17 protein-coding genes, 2 tRNA genes and 3 rRNA genes are annotated in these 20,789 nt (G+C 61.2%); 10 read left to right on the top strand and 12 right to left on the bottom strand.

The window, feature by feature from the left end; all coding sequences use genetic code 11:
- From AC3FLX_RS13790 to AC3FLX_RS13760, 7 genes are all read left to right on the top strand, one after another.
- The coding region (locus AC3FLX_RS13790) for a hypothetical protein (RefSeq protein ID WP_488697331.1) at positions 1 to 270 on the top strand (270 nt) is incomplete at its 5' end.
- A gap of 68 nt (positions 271 to 338) precedes the next feature.
- Positions 339 to 1,870, top strand: a 16S ribosomal RNA gene (locus AC3FLX_RS13785).
- Positions 1,871 to 1,933: 63 nt separating this feature from the next.
- Positions 1,934 to 2,010, top strand: a tRNA-Ile gene (locus AC3FLX_RS13780).
- An 11-nt stretch (positions 2,011 to 2,021) separates the two neighbouring features.
- Positions 2,022 to 2,097: transfer RNA gene (locus tag AC3FLX_RS13775), tRNA-Ala, on the top strand.
- A gap of 284 nt (positions 2,098 to 2,381) precedes the next feature.
- Positions 2,382 to 5,260: ribosomal RNA gene (locus AC3FLX_RS13770) — 23S ribosomal RNA — on the top strand.
- Positions 5,261 to 5,377: 117 nt separating this feature from the next.
- Positions 5,378 to 5,491 (top strand): 5S ribosomal RNA (gene rrf, locus AC3FLX_RS13765).
- The 16S, 23S and 5S rRNA genes sit together here with 2 tRNA genes alongside, the layout of an rRNA operon.
- A gap of 85 nt (positions 5,492 to 5,576) precedes the next feature.
- On the top strand, positions 5,577 to 5,867 hold the full coding sequence (locus tag AC3FLX_RS13760; RefSeq protein WP_488697329.1) for a GIY-YIG nuclease family protein: 291 nt from the start codon (positions 5,577 to 5,579) through the stop codon (positions 5,865 to 5,867).
- Positions 5,868 to 5,948: 81 nt separating this feature from the next.
- On the opposite strand, the gene AC3FLX_RS13755 is transcribed toward AC3FLX_RS13760, so the two are convergent.
- Both AC3FLX_RS13755 and AC3FLX_RS13750 read right to left on the bottom strand, forming a co-directional pair.
- Positions 5,949 to 6,371 (bottom strand): organic hydroperoxide resistance protein, encoded by a 423-nt coding sequence (locus tag AC3FLX_RS13755; protein WP_488697328.1) that lies wholly within the window; start codon positions 6,369 to 6,371, stop codon positions 5,949 to 5,951.
- A gap of 63 nt (positions 6,372 to 6,434) precedes the next feature.
- Complete coding sequence (locus AC3FLX_RS13750) at positions 6,435 to 6,908, bottom strand: MarR family winged helix-turn-helix transcriptional regulator (RefSeq protein ID WP_488697326.1); 474 nt, start codon at positions 6,906 to 6,908, stop codon at positions 6,435 to 6,437.
- Positions 6,909 to 7,128: 220 nt separating this feature from the next.
- Between AC3FLX_RS13750 and AC3FLX_RS13745 the strand changes: the two genes are divergently transcribed.
- Positions 7,129 to 8,586 (top strand): DegQ family serine endoprotease, encoded by a 1,458-nt coding sequence (locus AC3FLX_RS13745; RefSeq protein WP_488697325.1) that lies wholly within the window; start codon positions 7,129 to 7,131, stop codon positions 8,584 to 8,586.
- A gap of 232 nt (positions 8,587 to 8,818) precedes the next feature.
- Complete coding sequence (locus tag AC3FLX_RS13740) at positions 8,819 to 9,142, top strand: hypothetical protein (protein WP_488697323.1); 324 nt, start codon at positions 8,819 to 8,821, stop codon at positions 9,140 to 9,142.
- A gap of 126 nt (positions 9,143 to 9,268) precedes the next feature.
- Here the strand turns inward: AC3FLX_RS13740 and AC3FLX_RS13735 are convergent, their stop codons facing one another.
- From AC3FLX_RS13735 to AC3FLX_RS13715, 5 genes are all read right to left on the bottom strand, one after another.
- Positions 9,269 to 10,756: an MFS transporter gene (locus AC3FLX_RS13735; protein WP_488697321.1), complete on the bottom strand. Its 1,488-nt coding sequence runs from the start codon at positions 10,754 to 10,756 to the stop codon at positions 9,269 to 9,271.
- Between the two features lie 86 nt (positions 10,757 to 10,842).
- Positions 10,843 to 11,340 (bottom strand): MarR family winged helix-turn-helix transcriptional regulator, encoded by a 498-nt coding sequence (locus AC3FLX_RS13730; protein WP_488697363.1) that lies wholly within the window; start codon positions 11,338 to 11,340, stop codon positions 10,843 to 10,845.
- A gap of 136 nt (positions 11,341 to 11,476) precedes the next feature.
- Positions 11,477 to 13,501: a transglutaminase TgpA family protein gene (locus AC3FLX_RS13725; protein WP_488697319.1), complete on the bottom strand. Its 2,025-nt coding sequence runs from the start codon at positions 13,499 to 13,501 to the stop codon at positions 11,477 to 11,479.
- Complete coding sequence (locus AC3FLX_RS13720; protein ID WP_488697317.1) at positions 13,498 to 14,520, bottom strand: DUF58 domain-containing protein; 1,023 nt, start codon at positions 14,518 to 14,520, stop codon at positions 13,498 to 13,500. Before AC3FLX_RS13720 ends, AC3FLX_RS13725 begins: the two co-directional genes overlap by 4 nt.
- 25 nt (positions 14,521 to 14,545) lie before the next feature.
- Positions 14,546 to 15,457: an AAA family ATPase gene (locus tag AC3FLX_RS13715; RefSeq protein WP_488697316.1), complete on the bottom strand. Its 912-nt coding sequence runs from the start codon at positions 15,455 to 15,457 to the stop codon at positions 14,546 to 14,548.
- A gap of 228 nt (positions 15,458 to 15,685) precedes the next feature.
- Here AC3FLX_RS13715 and AC3FLX_RS13710 point away from each other — a divergent pair, with 228 nt between their 5' ends.
- Complete coding sequence (locus tag AC3FLX_RS13710) at positions 15,686 to 16,531, top strand: phytanoyl-CoA dioxygenase family protein (RefSeq protein WP_488697314.1); 846 nt, start codon at positions 15,686 to 15,688, stop codon at positions 16,529 to 16,531.
- Positions 16,532 to 16,603: 72 nt separating this feature from the next.
- On the opposite strand, the gene AC3FLX_RS13705 is transcribed toward AC3FLX_RS13710, so the two are convergent.
- The 5 genes from AC3FLX_RS13705 to AC3FLX_RS13685 form a co-directional block, all read right to left on the bottom strand.
- The gene (locus AC3FLX_RS13705) at positions 16,604 to 16,771 is read right to left on the bottom strand and encodes a hypothetical protein (RefSeq protein WP_488697312.1); all 168 of its coding nucleotides are present in this window, start codon (positions 16,769 to 16,771) and stop codon (positions 16,604 to 16,606) included.
- A 137-nt stretch (positions 16,772 to 16,908) separates the two neighbouring features.
- Positions 16,909 to 17,640: a GntR family transcriptional regulator gene (locus AC3FLX_RS13700; RefSeq protein WP_488697310.1), complete on the bottom strand. Its 732-nt coding sequence runs from the start codon at positions 17,638 to 17,640 to the stop codon at positions 16,909 to 16,911.
- Positions 17,641 to 17,784: 144 nt separating this feature from the next.
- On the bottom strand, positions 17,785 to 18,789 hold the full coding sequence (locus tag AC3FLX_RS13695) for a 2Fe-2S iron-sulfur cluster-binding protein (protein ID WP_488697309.1): 1,005 nt from the start codon (positions 18,787 to 18,789) through the stop codon (positions 17,785 to 17,787).
- A gap of 17 nt (positions 18,790 to 18,806) precedes the next feature.
- Complete coding sequence (locus AC3FLX_RS13690) at positions 18,807 to 19,286, bottom strand: heme-binding protein (protein WP_315597552.1); 480 nt, start codon at positions 19,284 to 19,286, stop codon at positions 18,807 to 18,809.
- 32 nt (positions 19,287 to 19,318) lie between these two features.
- On the bottom strand, positions 19,319 to 20,767 hold the full coding sequence (locus tag AC3FLX_RS13685; RefSeq protein WP_488697307.1) for an aldehyde dehydrogenase family protein: 1,449 nt from the start codon (positions 20,765 to 20,767) through the stop codon (positions 19,319 to 19,321).
- Between the last annotated feature and the right edge of the window lie 22 nt (positions 20,768 to 20,789).

Here is a 20,789-nt window from a genome sequence, read left to right as displayed (position 1 = left end):
GGAGTTTTCAGCGCTGACCGGCAGAAAAAAAGTTCTGCAAAAACTGTTGACGAAACGCTGAATGCTCTGCATAATCTCGTTTCTCCGCTGCAACGAAAACGACGCAGCGACAGCGAACGGCAAAGCCGGCCGCTGAGGTTCTTTAACAAACAAACAACCGATAAGTGTGGGCGCTTGATGGCGAACGCCACGAGGTTTCGGCCTTGTGATGCTTCAAAAGTTATCAGTGCTCGCACAGTAAAACATGTTGGTTCACGTCGCGAGATGTGAGCCAGTCAGTTTTCTGAGAGTGAGCGACCGCTCGAAAGAGCGAGGTGCTTCGGCACCACACAGAGATTGAACTGAAGAGTTTGATCCTGGCTCAGATTGAACGCTGGCGGCATGCCTTACACATGCAAGTCGAACGGCAGCGCGGACTTCGGTCTGGCGGCGAGTGGCGAACGGGTGAGTAATACATCGGAACGTACCCTGTTGTGGGGGATAACTAGTCGAAAGATTAGCTAATACCGCATACGACCTGAGGGTGAAAGTGGGGGACCGCAAGGCCTCACGCAGCAGGAGCGGCCGATGTCTGATTAGCTAGTTGGTGGGGTAAAGGCCCACCAAGGCGACGATCAGTAGCTGGTCTGAGAGGACGATCAGCCACACTGGGACTGAGACACGGCCCAGACTCCTACGGGAGGCAGCAGTGGGGAATTTTGGACAATGGGGGCAACCCTGATCCAGCAATGCCGCGTGTGTGAAGAAGGCCTTCGGGTTGTAAAGCACTTTTGTCCGGAAAGAAAACGCACTGGTTAATACCTGGGGCGGATGACGGTACCGGAAGAATAAGCACCGGCTAACTACGTGCCAGCAGCCGCGGTAATACGTAGGGTGCGAGCGTTAATCGGAATTACTGGGCGTAAAGCGTGCGCAGGCGGTTTTGTAAGACAGGCGTGAAATCCCCGAGCTTAACTTGGGAATTGCGCTTGTGACTGCAAGGCTAGAGTATGTCAGAGGGGGGTAGAATTCCACGTGTAGCAGTGAAATGCGTAGAGATGTGGAGGAATACCGATGGCGAAGGCAGCCCCCTGGGACGTCACTGACGCTCATGCACGAAAGCGTGGGGAGCAAACAGGATTAGATACCCTGGTAGTCCACGCCCTAAACGATGTCAACTAGTTGTTGGGGATTCATTTTCTCAGTAACGTAGCTAACGCGTGAAGTTGACCGCCTGGGGAGTACGGTCGCAAGATTAAAACTCAAAGGAATTGACGGGGACCCGCACAAGCGGTGGATGATGTGGATTAATTCGATGCAACGCGAAAAACCTTACCTACCCTTGACATGCCACTAACGAAGCAGAGATGCATTAGGTGCTCGAAAGAGAAAGTGGACACAGGTGCTGCATGGCTGTCGTCAGCTCGTGTCGTGAGATGTTGGGTTAAGTCCCGCAACGAGCGCAACCCTTGTCTCTAGTTGCTACGAAAGGGCACTCTAGAGAGACTGCCGGTGACAAACCGGAGGAAGGTGGGGATGACGTCAAGTCCTCATGGCCCTTATGGGTAGGGCTTCACACGTCATACAATGGTGCATACAGAGGGTTGCCAACCCGCGAGGGGGAGCTAATCCCAGAAAATGCATCGTAGTCCGGATCGTAGTCTGCAACTCGACTACGTGAAGCTGGAATCGCTAGTAATCGCGGATCAGCATGCCGCGGTGAATACGTTCCCGGGTCTTGTACACACCGCCCGTCACACCATGGGAGTGGGTTTTGCCAGAAGTAGTTAGCCTAACCGCAAGGAGGGCGATTACCACGGCAGGGTTCATGACTGGGGTGAAGTCGTAACAAGGTAGCCGTATCGGAAGGTGCGGCTGGATCACCTCCTTTCTAGAGGCTTGTGTTCACAAGTCAAGCGTTCACACTTATCGGTTTGTTTGCTGTTACAGCCAAGGGTCTGTAGCTCAGGTGGTTAGAGCACCGTCTTGATAAGGCGGGGGTCGTAGGTTCAAGTCCTACCAGACCCACCAAGTTATCTCACGGGGGATTAGCTCAGCTGGGAGAGCACCTGCTTTGCAAGCAGGGGGTCGTCGGTTCGATCCCGTCATCCTCCACCACTTACCTTGGGGTAGTCGTCAAAGACAAGTATTCAGGAGTTTATTCTGAGTGATTGTCTTTGGCTGTTGCCAACGAGCATTTAGCTCGGCTGTTCTTTAACAATATGGGATGTAGTAAAGGTGTCGTGAAGCCTTGATGAGAGGCTGAAGTACCCAACACGATACCGGGTTGTGATTGTATCAACCAAAATGTATTTAAGTGATCGAAAGATGACTTGGAATACGGCACAAACGCGAGAACTCAGACCTATGACGGTCGTGTCCTTGAGACACACTCGTTATAGGGTCAAGCGAACAAGTGCATGTGGTGGATGCCTTGGCGATTACAGGCGATGAAGGACGCGGTAGCCTGCGAAAAGCTTCGGGGAGCTGGCAAACAAGCTTTGATCCGGAGATGTCCGAATGGGGAAACCCGGCCCTAATGGGTCATCCCTTGCTGAATACATAGGCAAGGGAAGCGAACGCGGCGAACTGAAACATCTAAGTAGCTGCAGGAACAGAAATCAACCGAGATTCCCAAAGTAGTGGCGAACGAAATGGGAAGAGCCTTGTACTCTTTAGCAGCATTGTTAGCAGAACGGGATGGAAAGCCCGGCCATAGCAGGTGATAGCCCTGTATGCGAAAACAGCGTTGTGGAACTAGGTGTACGACAAGTAGGGCGGGACACGTGAAATCCTGTCTGAAGATGGGGGGACCATCCTCCAAGGCTAAATACTCGTAATCGACCGATAGTGAACCAGTACCGTGAGGGAAAGGCGAAAAGAACCCCGGGAGGGGAGTGAAATAGATCCTGAAACCGCATGCATACAAACAGTCGGAGCCTGGAAACGGGTGACGGCGTACCTTTTGTATAATGGGTCAGCGACTTACATTCAGTGGCAAGCTTAACCGATTAGGGAAGGCGTAGCGAAAGCGAGTCCGAATAGGGCGTTGAGTCGCTGGGTGTAGACCCGAAACCAGATGATCTATCCATGGCCAGGTTGAAGGTGCGGTAACACGTACTGGAGGACCGAACCCACTAACGTTGAAAAGTTAGGGGATGAGCTGTGGATAGGGGTGAAAGGCTAAACAAATCTGGAAATAGCTGGTTCTCTCCGAAAACTATTTAGGTAGTGCCTCGTGTCTCACCTTCGGGGGTAGAGCACTGTCATGGTTGGGGGGTCTATTGCTGATTACCCCGCCATAGCAAACTCCGAATACCGAAGAGTGCAATCACGGGAGACAGACATCGGGTGCTAACGTCCGGTGTCAAGAGGGAAACAACCCAGACCGCCAGCTAAGGTCCCAAAGATTGGCTAAGTGGGAAACGAAGTGGGAAGGCTAAAACAGTCAGGAGGTTGGCTTAGAAGCAGCCACCCTTTAAAGAAAGCGTAATAGCTCACTGATCGAGTCGTCCTGCGCGGAAGATGTAACGGGGCTAAGCCAGTCACCGAAGCTGCGGACGCACGCAAGTGCGTGGTAGGAGAGCGTTCTGTAAGCCTGTGAAGGTGTCTTGTAAAGGATGCTGGAGGTATCAGAAGTGCGAATGCTGACATGAGTAGCGATAAAGGGGGTGAAAGGCCCCCTCGCCGTAAGCCCAAGGTTTCCTACGCAACGTTCATCGGCGTAGGGTGAGTCGGCCCCTAAGGCGAGGCAGAGATGCGTAGCTGATGGGAAGCAGGTTAATATTCCTGCACCGTCGTATGATGCGATGGGGGGACGGATCGCGGAAGGTTGTCCGGGTGTTGGAAGTCCCGGTCCCTGCATTGGAGAAGGCGCTTAGGCAAATCCGGGCGCGGAATTCAAGGATGTGGGGCGAGCGGCCTAGTGCTGCGAAGCAATTGGAAGTGGTTCCAAGAAAAGCCTCTAAGCTTCAGTCATACGAGACCGTACCGCAAACCGACACAGGTGGGCGAGATGAGTATTCTAAGGCGCTTGAGAGAACTCGGGAGAAGGAACTCGGCAAATTGGTACCGTAACTTCGGGATAAGGTACGCCCTTGTAGCTTGACTGGCCTGCGCCAGGAGGGTGAAGGGGTTGCAATAAAATGGTGGCTGCGACTGTTTAATAAAAACACAGCACTCTGCAAACACGAAAGTGGACGTATAGGGTGTGACGCCTGCCCGGTGCCGGAAGATTAAATGATGGGGTGCAAGCTCTTGATTGAAGTCCCGGTAAACGGCGGCCGTAACTATAACGGTCCTAAGGTAGCGAAATTCCTTGTCGGGTAAGTTCCGACCTGCACGAATGGCGTAACGATGGCCACACTGTCTCCTCCCGAGACTCAGCGAAGTTGAAGTGTTTGTGATGATGCAATCTCCCCGCGGCTAGACGGAAAGACCCCATGAACCTTTACTGTAGCTTTGCATTGGACTTTGAACCGATCTGTGTAGGATAGGTGGGAGGCTTTGAAGCGTGGACGCTAGTTCACGTGGAGCCGTCCTTGAAATACCACCCTGGTTTGTTTGAGGTTCTAACCTTGGCCCGTGAATCCGGGTCGGGGACAGTGCATGGTAGGCAGTTTGACTGGGGCGGTCTCCTCCCAAAGTGTAACGGAGGAGTTCGAAGGTACGCTTGGTACGGTCGGACATCGTACCTAAAGTGCAATGGCAAAAGCGTGCTTAACTGCGAGACCGACAAGTCGAGCAGGTGCGAAAGCAGGACATAGTGATCCGGTGGTTCTGAATGGAAGGGCCATCGCTCAACGGATAAAAGGTACTCTGGGGATAACAGGCTGATACCGCCCAAGAGTTCATATCGACGGCGGTGTTTGGCACCTCGATGTCGGCTCATCTCATCCTGGGGCTGTAGCCGGTCCCAAGGGTATGGCTGTTCGCCATTTAAAGAGGTACGTGAGCTGGGTTTAAAACGTCGTGAGACAGTTTGGTCCCTATCTGCCGTGGGCGTTGGAATCTTGACGGGGGCTGCTCCTAGTACGAGAGGACCGGAGTGGACGTACCGCTGGTGTACCTGTTGTCTCGCCAGAGGCATCGCAGGGTAGCTATGTACGGAAGAGATAACCGCTGAAAGCATCTAAGCGGGAAACTCGCCTGAAGATGAGGATTCCCTGGAGGCTTGACCTCCTTGAAGGGTCGTTCGAGACCAGGACGTTGATAGGCTGGGTGTGGAAGCGCAGTAATGCGTTAAGCTAACCAGTACTAATTGCCCGTAAGGCTTGATCCTATAACCAGTGTGTTTTACCTGGTGAGTGCGCCTAGTGCCCAGGTGTACAACACAACCCAATCTTTACTACACCCAGATTCGCCGCGCTGACACTAGTCAGCCCGGCAACCCCTCATGCCTGGTGACCATAGCGAGTTGGAACCACCCCTTCCCATCCCGAACAGGACCGTGAAACGACTTTGCGCCGATGATAGTGCGGACTACCCGTGTGAAAGTAGGTCATCGCCAGGCTCTTATACCCAGAACCCCCAAGCCCAAAAGCTTGGGGGTTTTGCTTTTGCGAAGCGGAAACGCTCAGCGTATCATCGGCCCCCAAATGACCGACGATAACAATCCCGCACCGATTGCCGAAGCCACCTGGTTTCTCTACCTGCTCGAGTGCGAGGGCGACACGATCTATACCGGCATCACTACCGACGTCGAACGCCGATACGCGCAGCACGTCGCGGGTACGGGCGCCAAGTACACCCGCGCGCGCAAGCCGATCCGCTTGCTGGGATGGCTGCAATTCCCCAGCAAATCCGAAGCGCTAAAAGCCGAAATCCGGACTAAACGCATGACGGCCGCACAAAAGCGGGCCATGTGTGTGGATTTACAGCATTTGTAGCCAAGAACTGGTTCCGAATCCTCCGCACAATAAAAAACGCCGGCCTCAGGGGCCGGCGTTTTCTATTTCTCGATTCGACAATCAGACAACGATCAGATTGACATCGATGTTGCCGCGCGTCGCATTCGAATACGGGCAAACCTGGTGAGCTGCTTCCACCAGCTTCTGAGCGGCGTCTTTCTCCATACCAGGCAGCGAGATCTTCAGCTCGACCTGGATGCCAAAGCCTTGTGGAATCTGGCCGATGCCGACCGCGCCTTCGATCTTTGCGTCCGGCGACACCGTGATCTTCTGCTGGCCGGCCACAAAACGGATCGCACCCAGGAAACAGGCGGAATAGCCAGCGGCGAAAAGCTGCTCGGGATTCAGACCATTGCCGGCACCACCCATTTCCTTCGGCACTGCGAGCTTTGCGTCCAGTTGACCGTCCGAGGTCGTTGCGCGGCCGTCGCGGCCGCCGGTTGCAGATGCGTGAGCGGTGTACAGGACTTTTTCCAGTTTCATTTGCACTCTCCTAGATATGCCCGGGGGCGGGCAGCTGTTTCAAAGATGCCGATCAACCGGCAGCTAATCTTCCGATCTCGCTTCTTCCAGCGTCGACCGTAAGCCATGCAGGCGCGCTGTCAGTGCCTGAATTTCGTCTACAGAGCACTGCATCGCGCACAACAACTTTTCAGGAATACCTTCCGCGGCGCTGCGTAGGCTGCGGCCGGCATCCGTCAAACTAACCAGCACACGGCGCTCGTCTTCGGCGTCGCGTGCACGGTGTACAAATCCGGCCGACTCCAGACGCTTGAGCAGTGGCGTCAGCGTTCCGGAATCCAGCGTCAGTCGCCCGCCCAACTCCGAAATAGTCAGCTCGCCGTGTTCCCACAACACAAGCATGACCAGATATTGCGGATAAGTAAGCCCAAGCTCACTAAGGATGGGCTTGTAGATCTTGGTCATTGCAAGTGACGTCGAGTACAGCGCAAAACAGAGCTGGTGATCGAGCTGAAGCCAGTCGTCTGTCTTGGGAGGGGTCGTCGTTTGCGTCGTCATGGGTAATATCTTATACACAATTAAATTGTGTGCAAGATAAATTTGATGATCGAACCTATGAAGCATAGAGCCGGGTCGTGACGGATCAAAGCGGATCAAAGGCTGACGACATACGCCCTTCGTACAGCCCTTAAGTCTGATTTAAGTGTGGCTGCCTAGGATGTCACTGTCGCGCCAATGAGTGCCAAGGCGCCGCCCATCATTCAGAAAGGAAAGCACCATGATTCGCCAGACCCTTGTCCGTTCCGCTGTCGGTGTCGCTGCGCTCGCTGCCCTTGCGGGCGGCTATGCCTATCTTCAGAAAGACGCGATCACGCCCGGCTACGCTGCCCCGACTCCGGCCGTAGCCGCGCCGGTTGCTGTGGCCACGCCAACCGATTTTGCCGGCATCGTCGATCAATACGGACCAGCGGTCGTCAACATCAGCGTCACTGCCCGCGCGCAACGCACATCGGCGCAGGTGCCGTCTGGCATGGACCCGGATGATCCGCTCTTCCAGTTCTTCAAGCGTTTCGGGCCGCAGTTCCAGGGGCCGCAAAGTCAGCAGCCGCAGCTTGTGAAAGGTCTCGGCTCCGGCTTCATCGTCAGCTCTGACGGTCTCATCTTGACCAACGCCCACGTGGTCGACAACGCCACCGAGGTAACGGTGAAGCTGACCGATCGCCGTGAGTTCAAGGCCAAGGTCCTGGGCAGCGATCCGCAGACCGACATCGCCGTGATCCGCATCGATGCCAAGGATCTTCCCACGGTAAGGCTGGGCGACCCGTCCAAGATCCGCGTCGGCGAACCCGTGCTAGCCATCGGCTCGCCCTATGGCTTCGAGAATACGGTTACCGCCGGCATCGTCAGCGCCAAGTCGCGCTCGCTGCCCGACGATACCTACGTGCCGTTCATCCAGACCGATGTGGCAGTGAACCCCGGCAATTCGGGGGGGCCTCTGTTCAACCAGCGCGGCGAAGTGATTGGCATCAACTCGCAGATCTATAGCCAGACCGGTGGCTATCAGGGCCTGTCGTTTGCGATCCCGATTGACGTGGCCAAGAAGGTGGAACAGCAGCTCGTGACACACGGCAAGGTAACGCGCGGACGCCTCGGCATTTCGGTGCAGGAAGTCAACCAGGCACTGGCGCAATCGTTCAAACTGCCCAAGCCCACGGGTGCGCTGGTGAATGCAGTGGAGCCTGACAGCCCCGCCGCACAGGCCGGTCTCAAGCCGGGCGATGTGATCGTGCAGCTTGGCAACGACTTGATCGATCATTCGGGCGACCTGCCTGAGCATGTCGCAGATTTGCAGCCCGGCACAAAGACCGACCTCAAGGTCATCCGCAAGGGTGAGCCGTTGACGTTGACCGTGAAGATCGGTGCGGTGAAGGAAAGCGGAACGGCGCAAGCCAAGAGCGGTGGCGAAGCGGGCGGCCGCCTGGGTCTCGCCGTGCGTCCGCTGACACCGGCAGAGAAGCGCGACAGCGGTATCGACGGTGGCCTGGTGGTGGAAGACGTAACCGGTCCGGCTGCGCGCGTCGGCATCCAGCCGGGCGATGTCATCTTGTCGCTCAACGGCACACCGATCTCGTCCGCGGAGCAACTGCGTTCGCTGGTGTCCAAATCCGGTAAGCAAGTGGCCCTGCTCGTGCAGCGCGACGATGCGCGAATCTTCATTCCGCTCGATCTCGGCTGACCGGTTCAACTAGGCGACGAGCACTCCGCAAGCACGTATACGACAGGTATACGAGGGGCGTATACGTATACGCGTATACGCCCGCAAACCCTTGCCAGAAGCGGAAATCCGGGCGACAAAACGCCCCAAAGAAGCGCTTGAGCGGGTATGATCTCGACTGCGATGCATGAAGCGTGTGGTGACTCACGTCACCATTTCTGGTTCTTGCTGAATCGAGAGAAGAAGGAAGTCTATGCAGTTGGATTTCACCCGCGCCCCCATCTCGCCGGGCACCGACCTGGCGCGGCGTCTGACGCCAGTGACCAAGAAGTCGACCGCGCGTCGGCGCAAGAAGGAAGTCCCTCCCCACTGGGAGCGCGGCTACCGTTCCCACTACTACCGTAATGAACGTGGCGACAAGCTCGGCGAAGTCCGTTTGTCCGATCGCGGTGACATGCCAGTGGTCTACCACTGGGCGGCCGGCAACTACTCCGGTGCCGAAGGCTCGCTCGCGCATGCGCGCACGCGTGTGGAAGAAACCGTTGGCTTTGGCATGCGCCAGTTGTCGCTCTTCTGAAGATGATGATTGAACCGCGTGCCTGACCTCAGGGCATGCAGGCTCCTCGCAATGGCGATTCGCCGCCGTTGCCGCGCTGTCGCCAGCGCCCAGGCAGAGTACCTCCTCCCCGCACGGCAAAGTCTGTCAATCGAGCCGGCGTTGCACAAGCATGAAGACCGCAGCTACCAGCGCAATCGCGGCAATCAACCGATACAGATCTTCGCAGGCAATCAGCCGCGCCTGTTGATCGACGATCGCAGCCATCTGCGCCAGCGCACCGGCATGGGCCTGCCCGGCATCGAAACCGCGTGCCACGAGCAATGACTGCGCCGTATGCATCCAGCTTTCAGTTTCCGCGGGAAGTTGGCCGATGGCGTGCACCAGGCTCGTATGTACCGCGAATTGCCGGTTCTGAAGTAGCACCGCGCCAAGCGCCGACGCAAATGAACTTGCGATCTGGCGGACCAGATTCTTGCTGCGATAGCCGTGCGCAAAATCGTCCCCGCTCAATGTGCCGAACGTCAGCCCTGCGATCGGGATGATGACCATCACACCAAACAGGCCCTTGCCGATGAGCGCGGGAATCAGGGCCGCGGGCCCGATATCCGGTGACATGAACGAGAAGTAGGTCATCGCGGCAGCCATCAGCAGAAGCCCGGTGACCATCACCGGCTTCTTGTGCGTGAGACGTCGAGCCACGCGCAGGTAGATCCAGATGCCGACAAGGCTGATGACGGCCGCCAGCGTGTTCAGCCATCCGGTAGTGGCCAGCGGAAAGCGCAGCGCCTGTTCCGCGTAGATCGGGAACACATAGCTGCTCAGGTTGCTGATCATGTAATAGACGAAGTACATGGCCAGGCCCGTCATGTACACGGGCTGCCGCAGCGCGCGCAGGTGCAGTACGGGGGTGTCGTGGTGCCACTGCTGCCAGAGGAAGGCACCGAGCAGCGCCAGGGCTACCGCCGCCGCTACGCCCACGCGCAGCGGGTGCGAGAAGATGTCGAACCGGGCTTCGGTCATCGACGCCTGCAGTGCGACGATGGCCAGGCCAAACAGCAGCAACGGACCAAGTGCCGGCCCTTCCTGGTCGGCGCGTGACTCGGCGTCGGGCAGCAGCATCCAGGTGCCGATGGCGGCCACCGCGGCAAACGGCAGCACGCCGTAGAACACGTCCTGCCAGACGCCGTGCTCCACCAGTTCAGCCGCGAAAGCTGGCGCCATCGCCGATGCGCCGAAGATCCCCAGCATGAAAAAGCGCGAGGCGCGCGGTCGATCGGCAGGCCCGAACATCAGGTTCACCAGGATTCGGCAACTCGTAAACAGCGCACCGCCACCCACACCTTGCATGAAGCGGGCGACAACCATTTGCGATAGACCGGTGCTGGTGGCCGCCGCGAGTGTTCCACCCATGAAAAGCAGCAGCGATCCGGTCAGGTAGTAGCGGTAGCCAAACCGCCGTGCCAACCATTGCTGTTTGAGGATCATCATCATGCTGCCTATCGCGTAAGCGGCCTGCACCAGCGCAAAGCTGCGCGGGTCTGCATCGATGCCGCCAACGATATGGCTCGATGCAAACACGAACATGATGTTCTCAAGAAACTCGACGCCCGTGGTCAGTCCCAGCAGCATCATGAGGAGCGTCTGCCTCTGCCGATGACTGAGCAGTCGCAGCCATCGCGCGCGGGCGCGCAACCTGTGCCAGGTTCCGGCATTGACGCTCACGGCCGGGTCGCCTCCAGCGCCACCAGGTTCTGGTGCAGCGCCGCCAGGTCACGGGTAGCGGCGGCCAGTCCTTCCTTGCCGAGCGGTGCCCATGCCTGCCCATAGGCGGCATGCACGGCAGGCGCGGCACGCTCCAGCAATGCATGCGCGTCCGGCGTCAAGGTCAGTTCGAGGCTGCGCCGGTCGTGCTCGGAGGTCTTGCGCCGGACCAGTCCCCTTGCCTCCAGACCGTCGATCAGTCGCGTCATCTGGGTGCGCGTGGCGTCGATCGTCATGCCCAGTTCCGACGGCATTGCCGGCTCCCCCGCATCGACGGCCAGCATGCTGATCACCAGGTACTGGCTCAGGTCCAACTCATGCGGCGCGAGTGCCCGCTCGATATGGTGGCGCAACAGCCGCGCCGTACGTAGCATCAGGCGGGAGGCCAGGATCAGGTCGCGCGGCGCGTCAGGATGCTCGGCACAAAAGCGATCAATGCGGCGTTCAAACGACATCATAATTTCACTTGAGATAGTTACAAATGAAACTATATGCAGTGGTCAAGCTCAGCGCAAGTTCTCCTCCGTGGACAGTGTGACCTTGCTGCCGGACGATCACTAATGTCCTGCCGGATCACGGGTGATGCTGGCGCTACAAACGCCTCAGGCTTTTCGACAGATCCTTCAGCGATTTGCGCAGTTGGCCGAGTGTGCCGGACTGGGTGGTGGCGCCCGGTGCGCCATAGCGCCATGCCACATAGCCGTTGGTGAACGATTGCACGGCCTCGGCTGCCTGCGGGAGTGCGGCCTCGGCGCGGGCCGCAAAATGGCGCGGGCCCTCCGACGTCTCCCGGACGATGCCATGCCGGGACAGCAATGCACAGTACCGGTCGTAGAGCGCCTGAACCGGGTCAGTGCGCCGTCGGCGCAACCACATCGGCACAAGCGCGATCAACGAAAGCCCGGCCAGCCCGACGGCCAGCACCTGCGGCAGCCGATTGCCGAGGCCGGCCTGGTCCAGCAGCCGGCTCTGCTGCCCACGGTCGTACTCGAGCACCCAGCGCTGCCACTTGTACGCCAGGCCGTCGAAGCCCCATCGCAGATCCCGCAGCCATCCCGGCGCGCGCAGTTTTCGCAAGGCGCGTAGATCTTCTCCGGCCAGTGCTGCGTCGACTCCGTCCTCCACCCGGCTCGGCGCCACGGCGCTAGTCGGATCAACGCGCACCCAGCCCCGCCCGGTCAGCCAGACCTCGGCCCACGCATGGGCATCCGACTGCCGGATGACATAGTGCTTGCCCAGCGGGTTGAACTCACCACCCTGGTAGCCAAGGACGACGCGGGCGGGCACACCGGCCGCACGCATCAGGAATACGAAGCTGCTGGCGTAGTGCTCGCAGAAGCCGCGCTTGGTATCGAACAGGAAGCTATCCACCTGCGCCTTGCCCAGCGGCGGCGGTGACAGCGTATAGGCAAACGGCGCGGCGGCGAACAGGCGCATGGCGGCCTGCACGCGTTGCCACGGATCGGAATATTGCGTCATCCATTCCGCGGCGAGTGCGCGGCTGCGTGGATTGCCGTCCGGCAACGCCAGCGAAAGCTGCAGCGTGCGGCGCGTCAACGGTTGGGGCACGTCTTGCAGCATCGACAGCGCGCGATATCGCAGCGGCCGGTCCACCGGCGTCCGCGCAAAGAACTCGCCATCCGCCGATAGCCGGGCTGCCATGCTGTCCGACACTGCCACGCCACGATCGAGCAGATATAGCCAGGGCTTGCGCGTTGGCTCCAGCGTGATGTTGTACTCGCGCGGTCCGGCGCCCGACGCCCCGGCGATGGCGTGGAAATCGTCACCAGCGTCGGCATCGTCGCGTAGTCCGGGTGCCGAACGCATGGCCGGATCTTCCTCGGGGCGCCAAGCCTGGCCGTCGTAGTTCCACAGTACCAGTGCGCGCCAGTACAACGCACTCGCGGGCAGCGGGTTGCCGACGATATCCGCGCGGAATGCCACTTCCGGCGAGCGGATCAGCTCGCCAACACTGCCCGGACGCATGGTGTCGCTGATGCCGGTGCGGCCTGTAGGTTCCGATTGCGGCAGGCGCCAGAGCGGATGGTCCAGACGCGGAAACAGCAGGAACAGGAACAGCGCCCAGGGCAGGCCGAACAACGCCATGCGGCCCAGCAGCGGCCAGATCGCCAGCCGCCCCCGGGCTTCAGGATGGTGGAACAGCAGCCAGTTGCGCAGGACCCAGGCGCCGATCGCCGTGCTGTAGATCGCCAGCCAGAACGGCTGATCCTCCAGGTACAGCGTGAGCAGCAGGTAAAACGACAACTGCGTGACCAGCGTGGCATCGGTCAACGCCCGCGTTTCCATCAGCTTGAGGATGACGAATGCCGCCAGCAGCGCAACGCACAGTTCACGGCCGAAGCTGCCCCCGCCGCGCCAGACCAGGGCCGCGGCGATCAACAGCACCAGTATCGCGGCGCCGCCAACCGTCAGCTTGGATGGCAACGGTGCCCGGTGGCGCCATAGCAGCCAGCGCCATGCCAGCAACAGCACCAGCAGCAGGCTGACCGATACCGGCAGCGAGCGGGCCTGCGGCGCAAGCACCAATGCCAGCTGGCCGATCAGCATGCCGTGTTCCTGATGGCCGAGCGTTCGCGGCTGCGGTTGCAGCTTCATGATGCGCGCCGCTCCGGCCACACTGCCAGCGCTTCCAGGCATGCCCGGCGGTGGGCGGTGCCGCAGCCAGGCGGAATCTCCACGCCCGGCAGGCGCAGGCCCATTTCGAAATGGTCGCCGGTGGCCAGCACCCATGCACACAGCCGTGCAAGGCGTGCCTCGGTGTCCATCGTGAACGGCAGCGCGTCCCAATCGATCCAGCAACTGGGCTGGCGTTGGGTTTGCCCCGTGCGGCTCAGCCAGCGTCCGGTGCGTGCGCTGTGCTTCCATGCGATGCGGTGCAATGGGTCGCCCGGGCGATATTTGCGCAATTGGTCGATCCCGTCATCGGACGCCATGCTGATATCGCCATCGTCGCTCTCATCCGCGCGCGGCGTCATGGATAGCGGCGGGGGCTGGCGTTCCGGTGCCGGGTACACGTAGGTCGTGACTGGAAAATCCGCGTAGCTCCAGACACGGAACATCCCGAACGGAAACCGGCTTGAGATGGTTACGCGCGGCAGCGCCAGCCGTCCGCGCCGGGGTGCATCGACATGAACGGTGAGTTGTCCCTGCCCGAGCCCGTCGAGCGTCAATGCCGGCGCCGTGCCCGCCGCGCGGTCGCCCGACGCCACGGCCTCGATGCCGATGCGTGCGGCACTGTCGTGATTGCCAACCTGCAGTGCGAACCCCGCGGCCTCCCCGGCAAACGGCGGAGATACCGGCCCAGCCGAGATTTCCAGGTCCAGCAGGTTGCGATAGGCCATCCACATGCACGACATGCCGATGCCTGCCAGCAGGAACGTGAGCGCGAATCCCAGGCTGATGTTGTAGTTCAGCGAGGTTGTCAGCATGGCCAGCAGCAGCAACGCAAAGCCAAGTCCGCTGCGGGTGGGCAGGATATAGAGATGGCGCCGGTCCAGGGTGACCACGCCATTGACGGGCCTGCGGGGCCGGCGCGGGCGAGGCGTGGTCAGGGCCGGTGAGGGTCCTGCACGTGGGCCGGACGTCGGGTTGGACGCCGTCGAGGCACGTCGCATGATGCGGGCGCGAGGCGGTTGTTGCTCAGGGAATCGACACGCTCGCGACCAGGCGGTCAAGCGAGTTGCCACCCTGGTCCGTCGGCAGCAGACGATGCCCGGCCACTGGCGCGAACACGGCCTGCACATCCTCGGGCACCACCATGTCGCGCTGATCGAGCAACGCCCAGGCGCGCGCGCAGGCCAGCAATGCCAGGCCGGCGCGTGGCGACAGGCCGGCTGCGAAGCTGGATTCGACGCGCGTGGCCTGTACCAGCGCCAGCACGTAATCCACCAGCGCCGGACTGGCGTAGACCCTGCTGGCAGCGGCCTGCAGTGCCACTACCTGCTCCGCGTCCATGACCGCCGAGGGCTCGGGCTTGGTGGCGCCGCCCAGGTACAGCACGCGTTCGAAGGCCGGGTCCGGATAGCCGAGCGAGATCCGCATGGTGAACCGGTCAAGCTGCGACTCCGGCAGCGCGTGCGTGCCGATCTGTTCGAGCGGATTCTGTGTGGCGATCACGAAAAACGGCGTCGGCAGCGCGTGGGTGACGCCGTCATGGGTCACCTGATGCTCGGCCATTGCTTCGAGCAGCGCGCTCTGCGTCTTCGGCGGCGCGCGGTTGATTTCATCGGCCAGCACCAGTTGCGCGAACACCGGGCCGCGATGAAAGCGGAAGTCGCCCGATTCGCGCATATATACCGAAACGCCGACGAGATCGGCCGGCAGGAGGTCGCTGGTGAACTGCACCCGCTGGTACTGCAGGCCCAGCGTCTGTGCCAGCGCATGCGCGAGCGTCGTCTTGCCCACGCCCGGCACGTCTTCCAGCAACAGATGGCCGCCAGCCAGCATGCATGCCAGCGCCAGCCGTACCTGCTGCGGCTTACCCAGCACGATGCGGTTTAGCTGGTTTTGAGCCTCGGCTAGCGAGGCGGTGATCTTGGGTCGGGCTGTCACGTTTGGCGGCCTCAATGGAGGGTTGGCGACGACGTTACGGTGCGGCAAGGTCCGGCCATTGTAGCGGCGTGGGGGTCGCATCGGACAGTGGGTTGCCGCACGCTTGTGCACGCCTGACAGTGGCGCAGTGCACCGGAATTGGGCGGTAAGCCGCGCCGGATCTCGCTGCTTCTGGCATCATCGGCATATTGGCACCCTGCCATTTTCAGAATCGTCCTAGCTGCTGCAATGACTGCCTCGCAACTGCGCGTGTCTGGCGCGCCTGCTTCTCTCGATTTCGATTGTTCCGCGCCGCTGGCCGACCAGGCGGCGCTGGCCAGCCTGGCGCGTGAATTTCACTCGGGCGGCTATATCGTGCTGCGCAATTTCGCCAGCGAAGCCACCTGCGCGGCGCTGGAAGCGGTGACCCGGCAGCATCTGGCGGCCGCGGTGCCGCCCGTGGAATTCGAGGCCGATCTCGGCTATCCGGGGGCACCGGCCACGCGCAACGATGCCGGCGGGAATACGGTGCGCCGGCTGCGCCAGGCCTATGGCCGTGACGAGGCGTTCCGCCGCTGGGCCAGCCATCCGCAGTTGGTGGCCACGGTCGAGGCTTTGCTGGGCGAGCCTGCCCGCCTGACCCTGGCCCACCATAACTGCGTGATGACCAAGCATCCGCACTACGGCAGCCAGACGGGATGGCATCGCGACACGCGCTACTGGTCGTTCGTAAACCCGGAACTGGTGACCGTGTGGTTGGCGCTGGGCGATGAAGACGAGCGCAACGGTGTGCTGCGGGTGATCCCTGGCTCGCACCGGGCGAAGCTGGACCCGGCGCAACTGGACCCGGCGGAATTCCTGGTGGAGGCGCATCCGGCCAGCCAGAGTCTGCTGAAAGGCACGATGCCGCTGGCGCTGCATCGCGGCGATGTGCTGATGTTCGACAGCCGGCTCTTTCACGCCGCGGGCCGCAATGACTCCGAGGCCGTCAAGCTGTCGGTGGCGTTTGCCTACTTCGGCGCCAGCAATCGTCCGATCAGCGGCACGCGGTCGGCCGAGTTCGGCAGTGTGGAAATGCCGCCGACTTCGCTCTGAGACCAAGCGCCAGATAAAACGAAGGCCGCCCGGTTGGGCGGCCTTTTTCATGGCTGAGTGCCGGGGGCGATCTCAGGCCGTCTTGCGGCGCGAGCCACCGTGGCGGAACAGCGCAACGAGGTCGGCAAAGCGGAACGGCAGCAGCGGCGTGGCGCGACGAATGGCATCACGGCGTGCGAAGTGGCTCAGAAGCTGCTCGCCCACCGGACGGTCGAAGTACGAAGCATCCGGGTAGTTCATGGTCATTCCCTATTGTGGTCAACAAACGCCTACAGTATACACTTTGATGGTGCACTGCGCCATTTGCTGGTGCGCAACAGGGAATTGCAATCGCCGAAGCGGTGCGAAACCGGCAGGTACGCCGGAGACCGCCCCGTTCAGGCCGCCGCTTCGCGGTCCTGCGTGGCCGGCTCGGCCGTGTTCATCGATTCCACCGCCTTTGCCGCGCTGAAGACGTGTCGCGTGGCCAACAGCGACGCCAGGTCGGCGTCGCCGGCAATGACGGCCTGCAGGATCTGCGCGTGCTCGTCCCAGTTGATACGCGCACGGCTCAGATTGGCTGGCGCAAACAGCAGCGCGGTACGTTCGCGCAGCGAGCGCATCATGTCCTGCAGCACGCTGTTGGCGGCGATATTGCCAAGCACTTCGTGAAATCTTGAGTTGAGTTCGACAAAGCGCTCGGTCTGGCCGCTGTCCACGGCGTCGTTGCCTTCCTTGAGCACTTTCTCAAGTTCCTGGATCAGCGCGGGGTCGCGGCGCTGCGCGGCCAGCTTGGCATTGAGCCCTTCCAGCGTGGCACGCACTTCCACCATTTCCCGGGCGATATTGGGCGACAGCCGCGCCACCGACGCGCCACGGCGCGGCTCGATGCGTACCAGCCCTTCGGCAGCCAGCGCGCGAAGCGCCTCGCGCACCGGAATACGCGACACACCCAGCTCCAGCGACAGCGTGTTTTCCACGAGCCGTTCGCCCTGTTCGTACTGGCCGCCGAGAATGCGCTGCCGTAGCGTGTCCGTGACCAACGCAAAAAGAGGGGAATGCTGGGCACCCAGGCTTGCGGCCGGGGTGTCCGGATTCGGCTTGAGGGCACTGGCGGTGGCGTCGTTCATGGTCGGGATCGGCCGTCGTATATCGGTGATACGCCGCGGTCGATGGGCCACGGCGAGAATGCCGCTATTGTATACCGTCACCTCCTAATGGAAGACATTGGGGTAGACATCTACCGGGTGCCAGGCCGGCCACGTTTCGGCGAATCATCCGCCTGCGTGCTGGAACGTGAATCCGTCCGAATAGAGGAACGGGGTTTGCGCGCCCAGCACCATGAACGTTTGCTTGGCATCGCGGATCATGTTGGGCGATCCGCACAGGTAGATCGCATGTTCCGACAAGTCTTCCAGGTCAGCGGCCACGGCTTCATGCACATAGCCGCGGCGGCCCTGCCAGCTATCGTCGGCGCGTGACAGCACCGGCACGTACTGGAAGTCATAGAGCCGTTCGCGCCATGTGGCGATTTCGTCGTGCAAATACAGATCCGCCGCCGAGCGCATCCCCCAATAGAGCCAGACGGGCGGGCAGTCGGGATCATCCATCAGCGATTCGAGCATGCTCTTGATCGGCGCAAGCCCGGTGCCCGTGGCCACCATCAGCAGCGGGCGGTAGTCTTCCTTGCGCAGGCTGAAGTTGCCATGCGGCAGTTCCACTTCGAGCCGGTCGCCTGCGCGCAACTGTGGAAGCTGGTCCGACGTGAACCGGCCGCCGGCGATCTGGCGCACGTGAAAGTCCACGCTGTTGCCGCCCGGCGCGGATGCCATCGAGAAGCTCCGATGGGTGCCGTCGTCAAGCAGTACCTTCAGGTACTGACCCGGCTCGTACACAAACGGTTCATCGTCGGGCAGGGCCAGGCGCAGGTGCAGCACGTCGGGGCCGAGCGGCGCCACCGACAGTACCGATGCCGAAGCGCGCCGCGCCGGTATCAACGGTGCCGATGCGCGCGCGGTGCTGATCACGAGATCGCCATCGGGCCGCGCCTGGCACGCGAGCGCGAAGCCCTCGGCGTGCTCCTCTTCGGTCAGCCCCATCGGAAATTCCTCGTAGGAAACCGACCCCTCCACGACTCGCATGCGGCAGGTACCGCAGCCGCCGAATGTGCACTCGTGCGCCAGGCTGACGCCGCTGCGCAGCGCGGCGTCGAGCACAGACTCACCGGGAGCCACCATGAATACCTGCTGCGTTTCCGCGACTTCCACCCGATGGGACATGACGATTCCCCCTGCGCTTACTTCTTGATGTCGGCCTGGGCCAATACGGTCAGGTCTTCCGCGGCCAGCAGGTCGCGCAGGGCTTCGAGCGCGGCCACGCCGCACGCGGTGTCCTGCTCGCCATTGCCGCCCGAAAGCCCGACGCCGCCGATGACTTCGCCGTTGACCACGATCGGATAGCCGCCGACGAACACGGCGAACTTGCCGTCGAAACTCCACTGGATGCCAAAGGCTTCGTTGCCAGGCAGGGCCGGGCCATTCGGCGCCGTGTTGAAAAGATGGGTGGACCGCTTGTGGCCGGCGGCCGTGAATGCCTTGTTCCAGGCAATCTGCGGCCCGGTGATGCGTGCGCCGTCCATGCGTTCGAGCAGCAGCGGATAGCCGCCGTCATCGACGATGCAGACCGATTCCAGCACGCCGATTTCCTCGGCCTTGCGGATTGCGGCGGCCACCATGTGGCGGGCTTCCTTCAGTTCGAGCTTGATGGCTTTCTTCATGGCTGTTTCCTAAATTTCGTAACCGACGTTTTTCAGACGCCCTGGTAGACGGTCTTGATCTGCGTGTAGAACTCCAGGCCGGCACGGCCCGACTCACGGAACGTCGAGGTGCTTGAGCGCTTGAGGCCGCCGAACGGCGCGTTGACCAGGTTGCCGGTGGTAGTGCGGTTGATCTTCACCGTGCCCGATTCGATGTCGCGGGCAAAGTCGTGCATGTAGCGCGGATTGCGTGTGGCGATGGCGGCGGACAGGCCGTATTCGGTGTCGTTCGCGCGGGCGATGGCATCGGCGTAGCTATCCACTTCGATGATGGCCAGCACCGGGCCGAAGATTTCTTCCCGGGCGATGCGCATTTGCTGCGTGACGTCGGTGAACACGGCCGGCGCCACGTAGTAGCCGTGCGCGAAATCGCCATCGGTCAGTTGCTCGCCGCCGCACAACAGTGTGGCTTCCTGCTTGCCGGTGGCGATATAGCCGAGCACCGTTTCAAGCTGCTTGCGCGTGGCCAGCGGACCAAGGTCCATGCCCGGCGTCATGCCGCTGCCGATCTTGAGCGTCTTCACCTTGGCCACCAGCTTGTCGGTGAAGGCCTGCTTCACCTCACGCATCACCAGGATGCGGCTGGTGCCGGTGCATGCCTGGCCCGATAGCGACAGGCCGCCCTTGATGGCCAGGTCCACGGCACGATCCAGGTCGGCGTCTTCCATCACGATCAACGGGTTCTTGCCGCCCAGCTCCATCTGCGTGCGCGTGGTCATCGGCACGGACTTGTGGATCTGCTCGCCGGCAGCGGTGGAACCCGTGAACGACACCGCGCGCACGGGGCGCGATTCGACGATGGTCGGACCCACCTCGGCGGCGCTGCCGGTCAGGAAATTGAGCACGCCTTTCGGAATGCCCGCTTTCACGAATGCTTCGGCCAGCCGGTAGCCCGACAGTGGCGCATCCGACGAAGGCTTGAAGACCACGGTGTTGCCCGTGATCAGCGCCGGCGCAATCTTGCGCGCGGGAATCGACACCGGGAAATTCCACGGCGAAATCACGGTGACCACGCCCAGCGGCTCGCGCAGGCTGTACACGAGCATGTCCGGATCGTCGTTCGGATAGCTTTCGCCGCTGAACGTCTGGCCTTCCACGGCGTAGAAGCGCAGTGTCTGTGCCGAACGCATGACTTCGTCGCGCGCCAGGTTCAGGGACTTGCCTTCCTCGCGCGTCAGCTCGGCGGCGATGGAATCGGCATTGGCTTCCAGATGGGCGGCGGCGTCATTGAGGATCTTCGCGCGCTTGCCGATCGGCGTTTTCTTCCAGCTGTCGAATGCGGCTGCAGCGGCAGCCACGGCCGCGGCGGCGTCGCGCGCGTCGGAAGCCGCGTGGCGGCTGACGATCTCTCGCGTGTCGGCAGGGTTGACGTTGTCGAGCGTGCGGCCGCTGGCGCTGTCGCACCATTCGCCGTCGATGTAGTTGCGGTACGTCTCGGTCATCTTGCGGGGGCCTTGGTTCTGG

It is taken from the genome of Cupriavidus sp. 291-E7 (assembly GCF_057798835.1).
The sequence above is the reverse complement of the archived record's forward strand: the minus strand, read 5'-3'. Positions and strand labels throughout refer to the sequence as shown.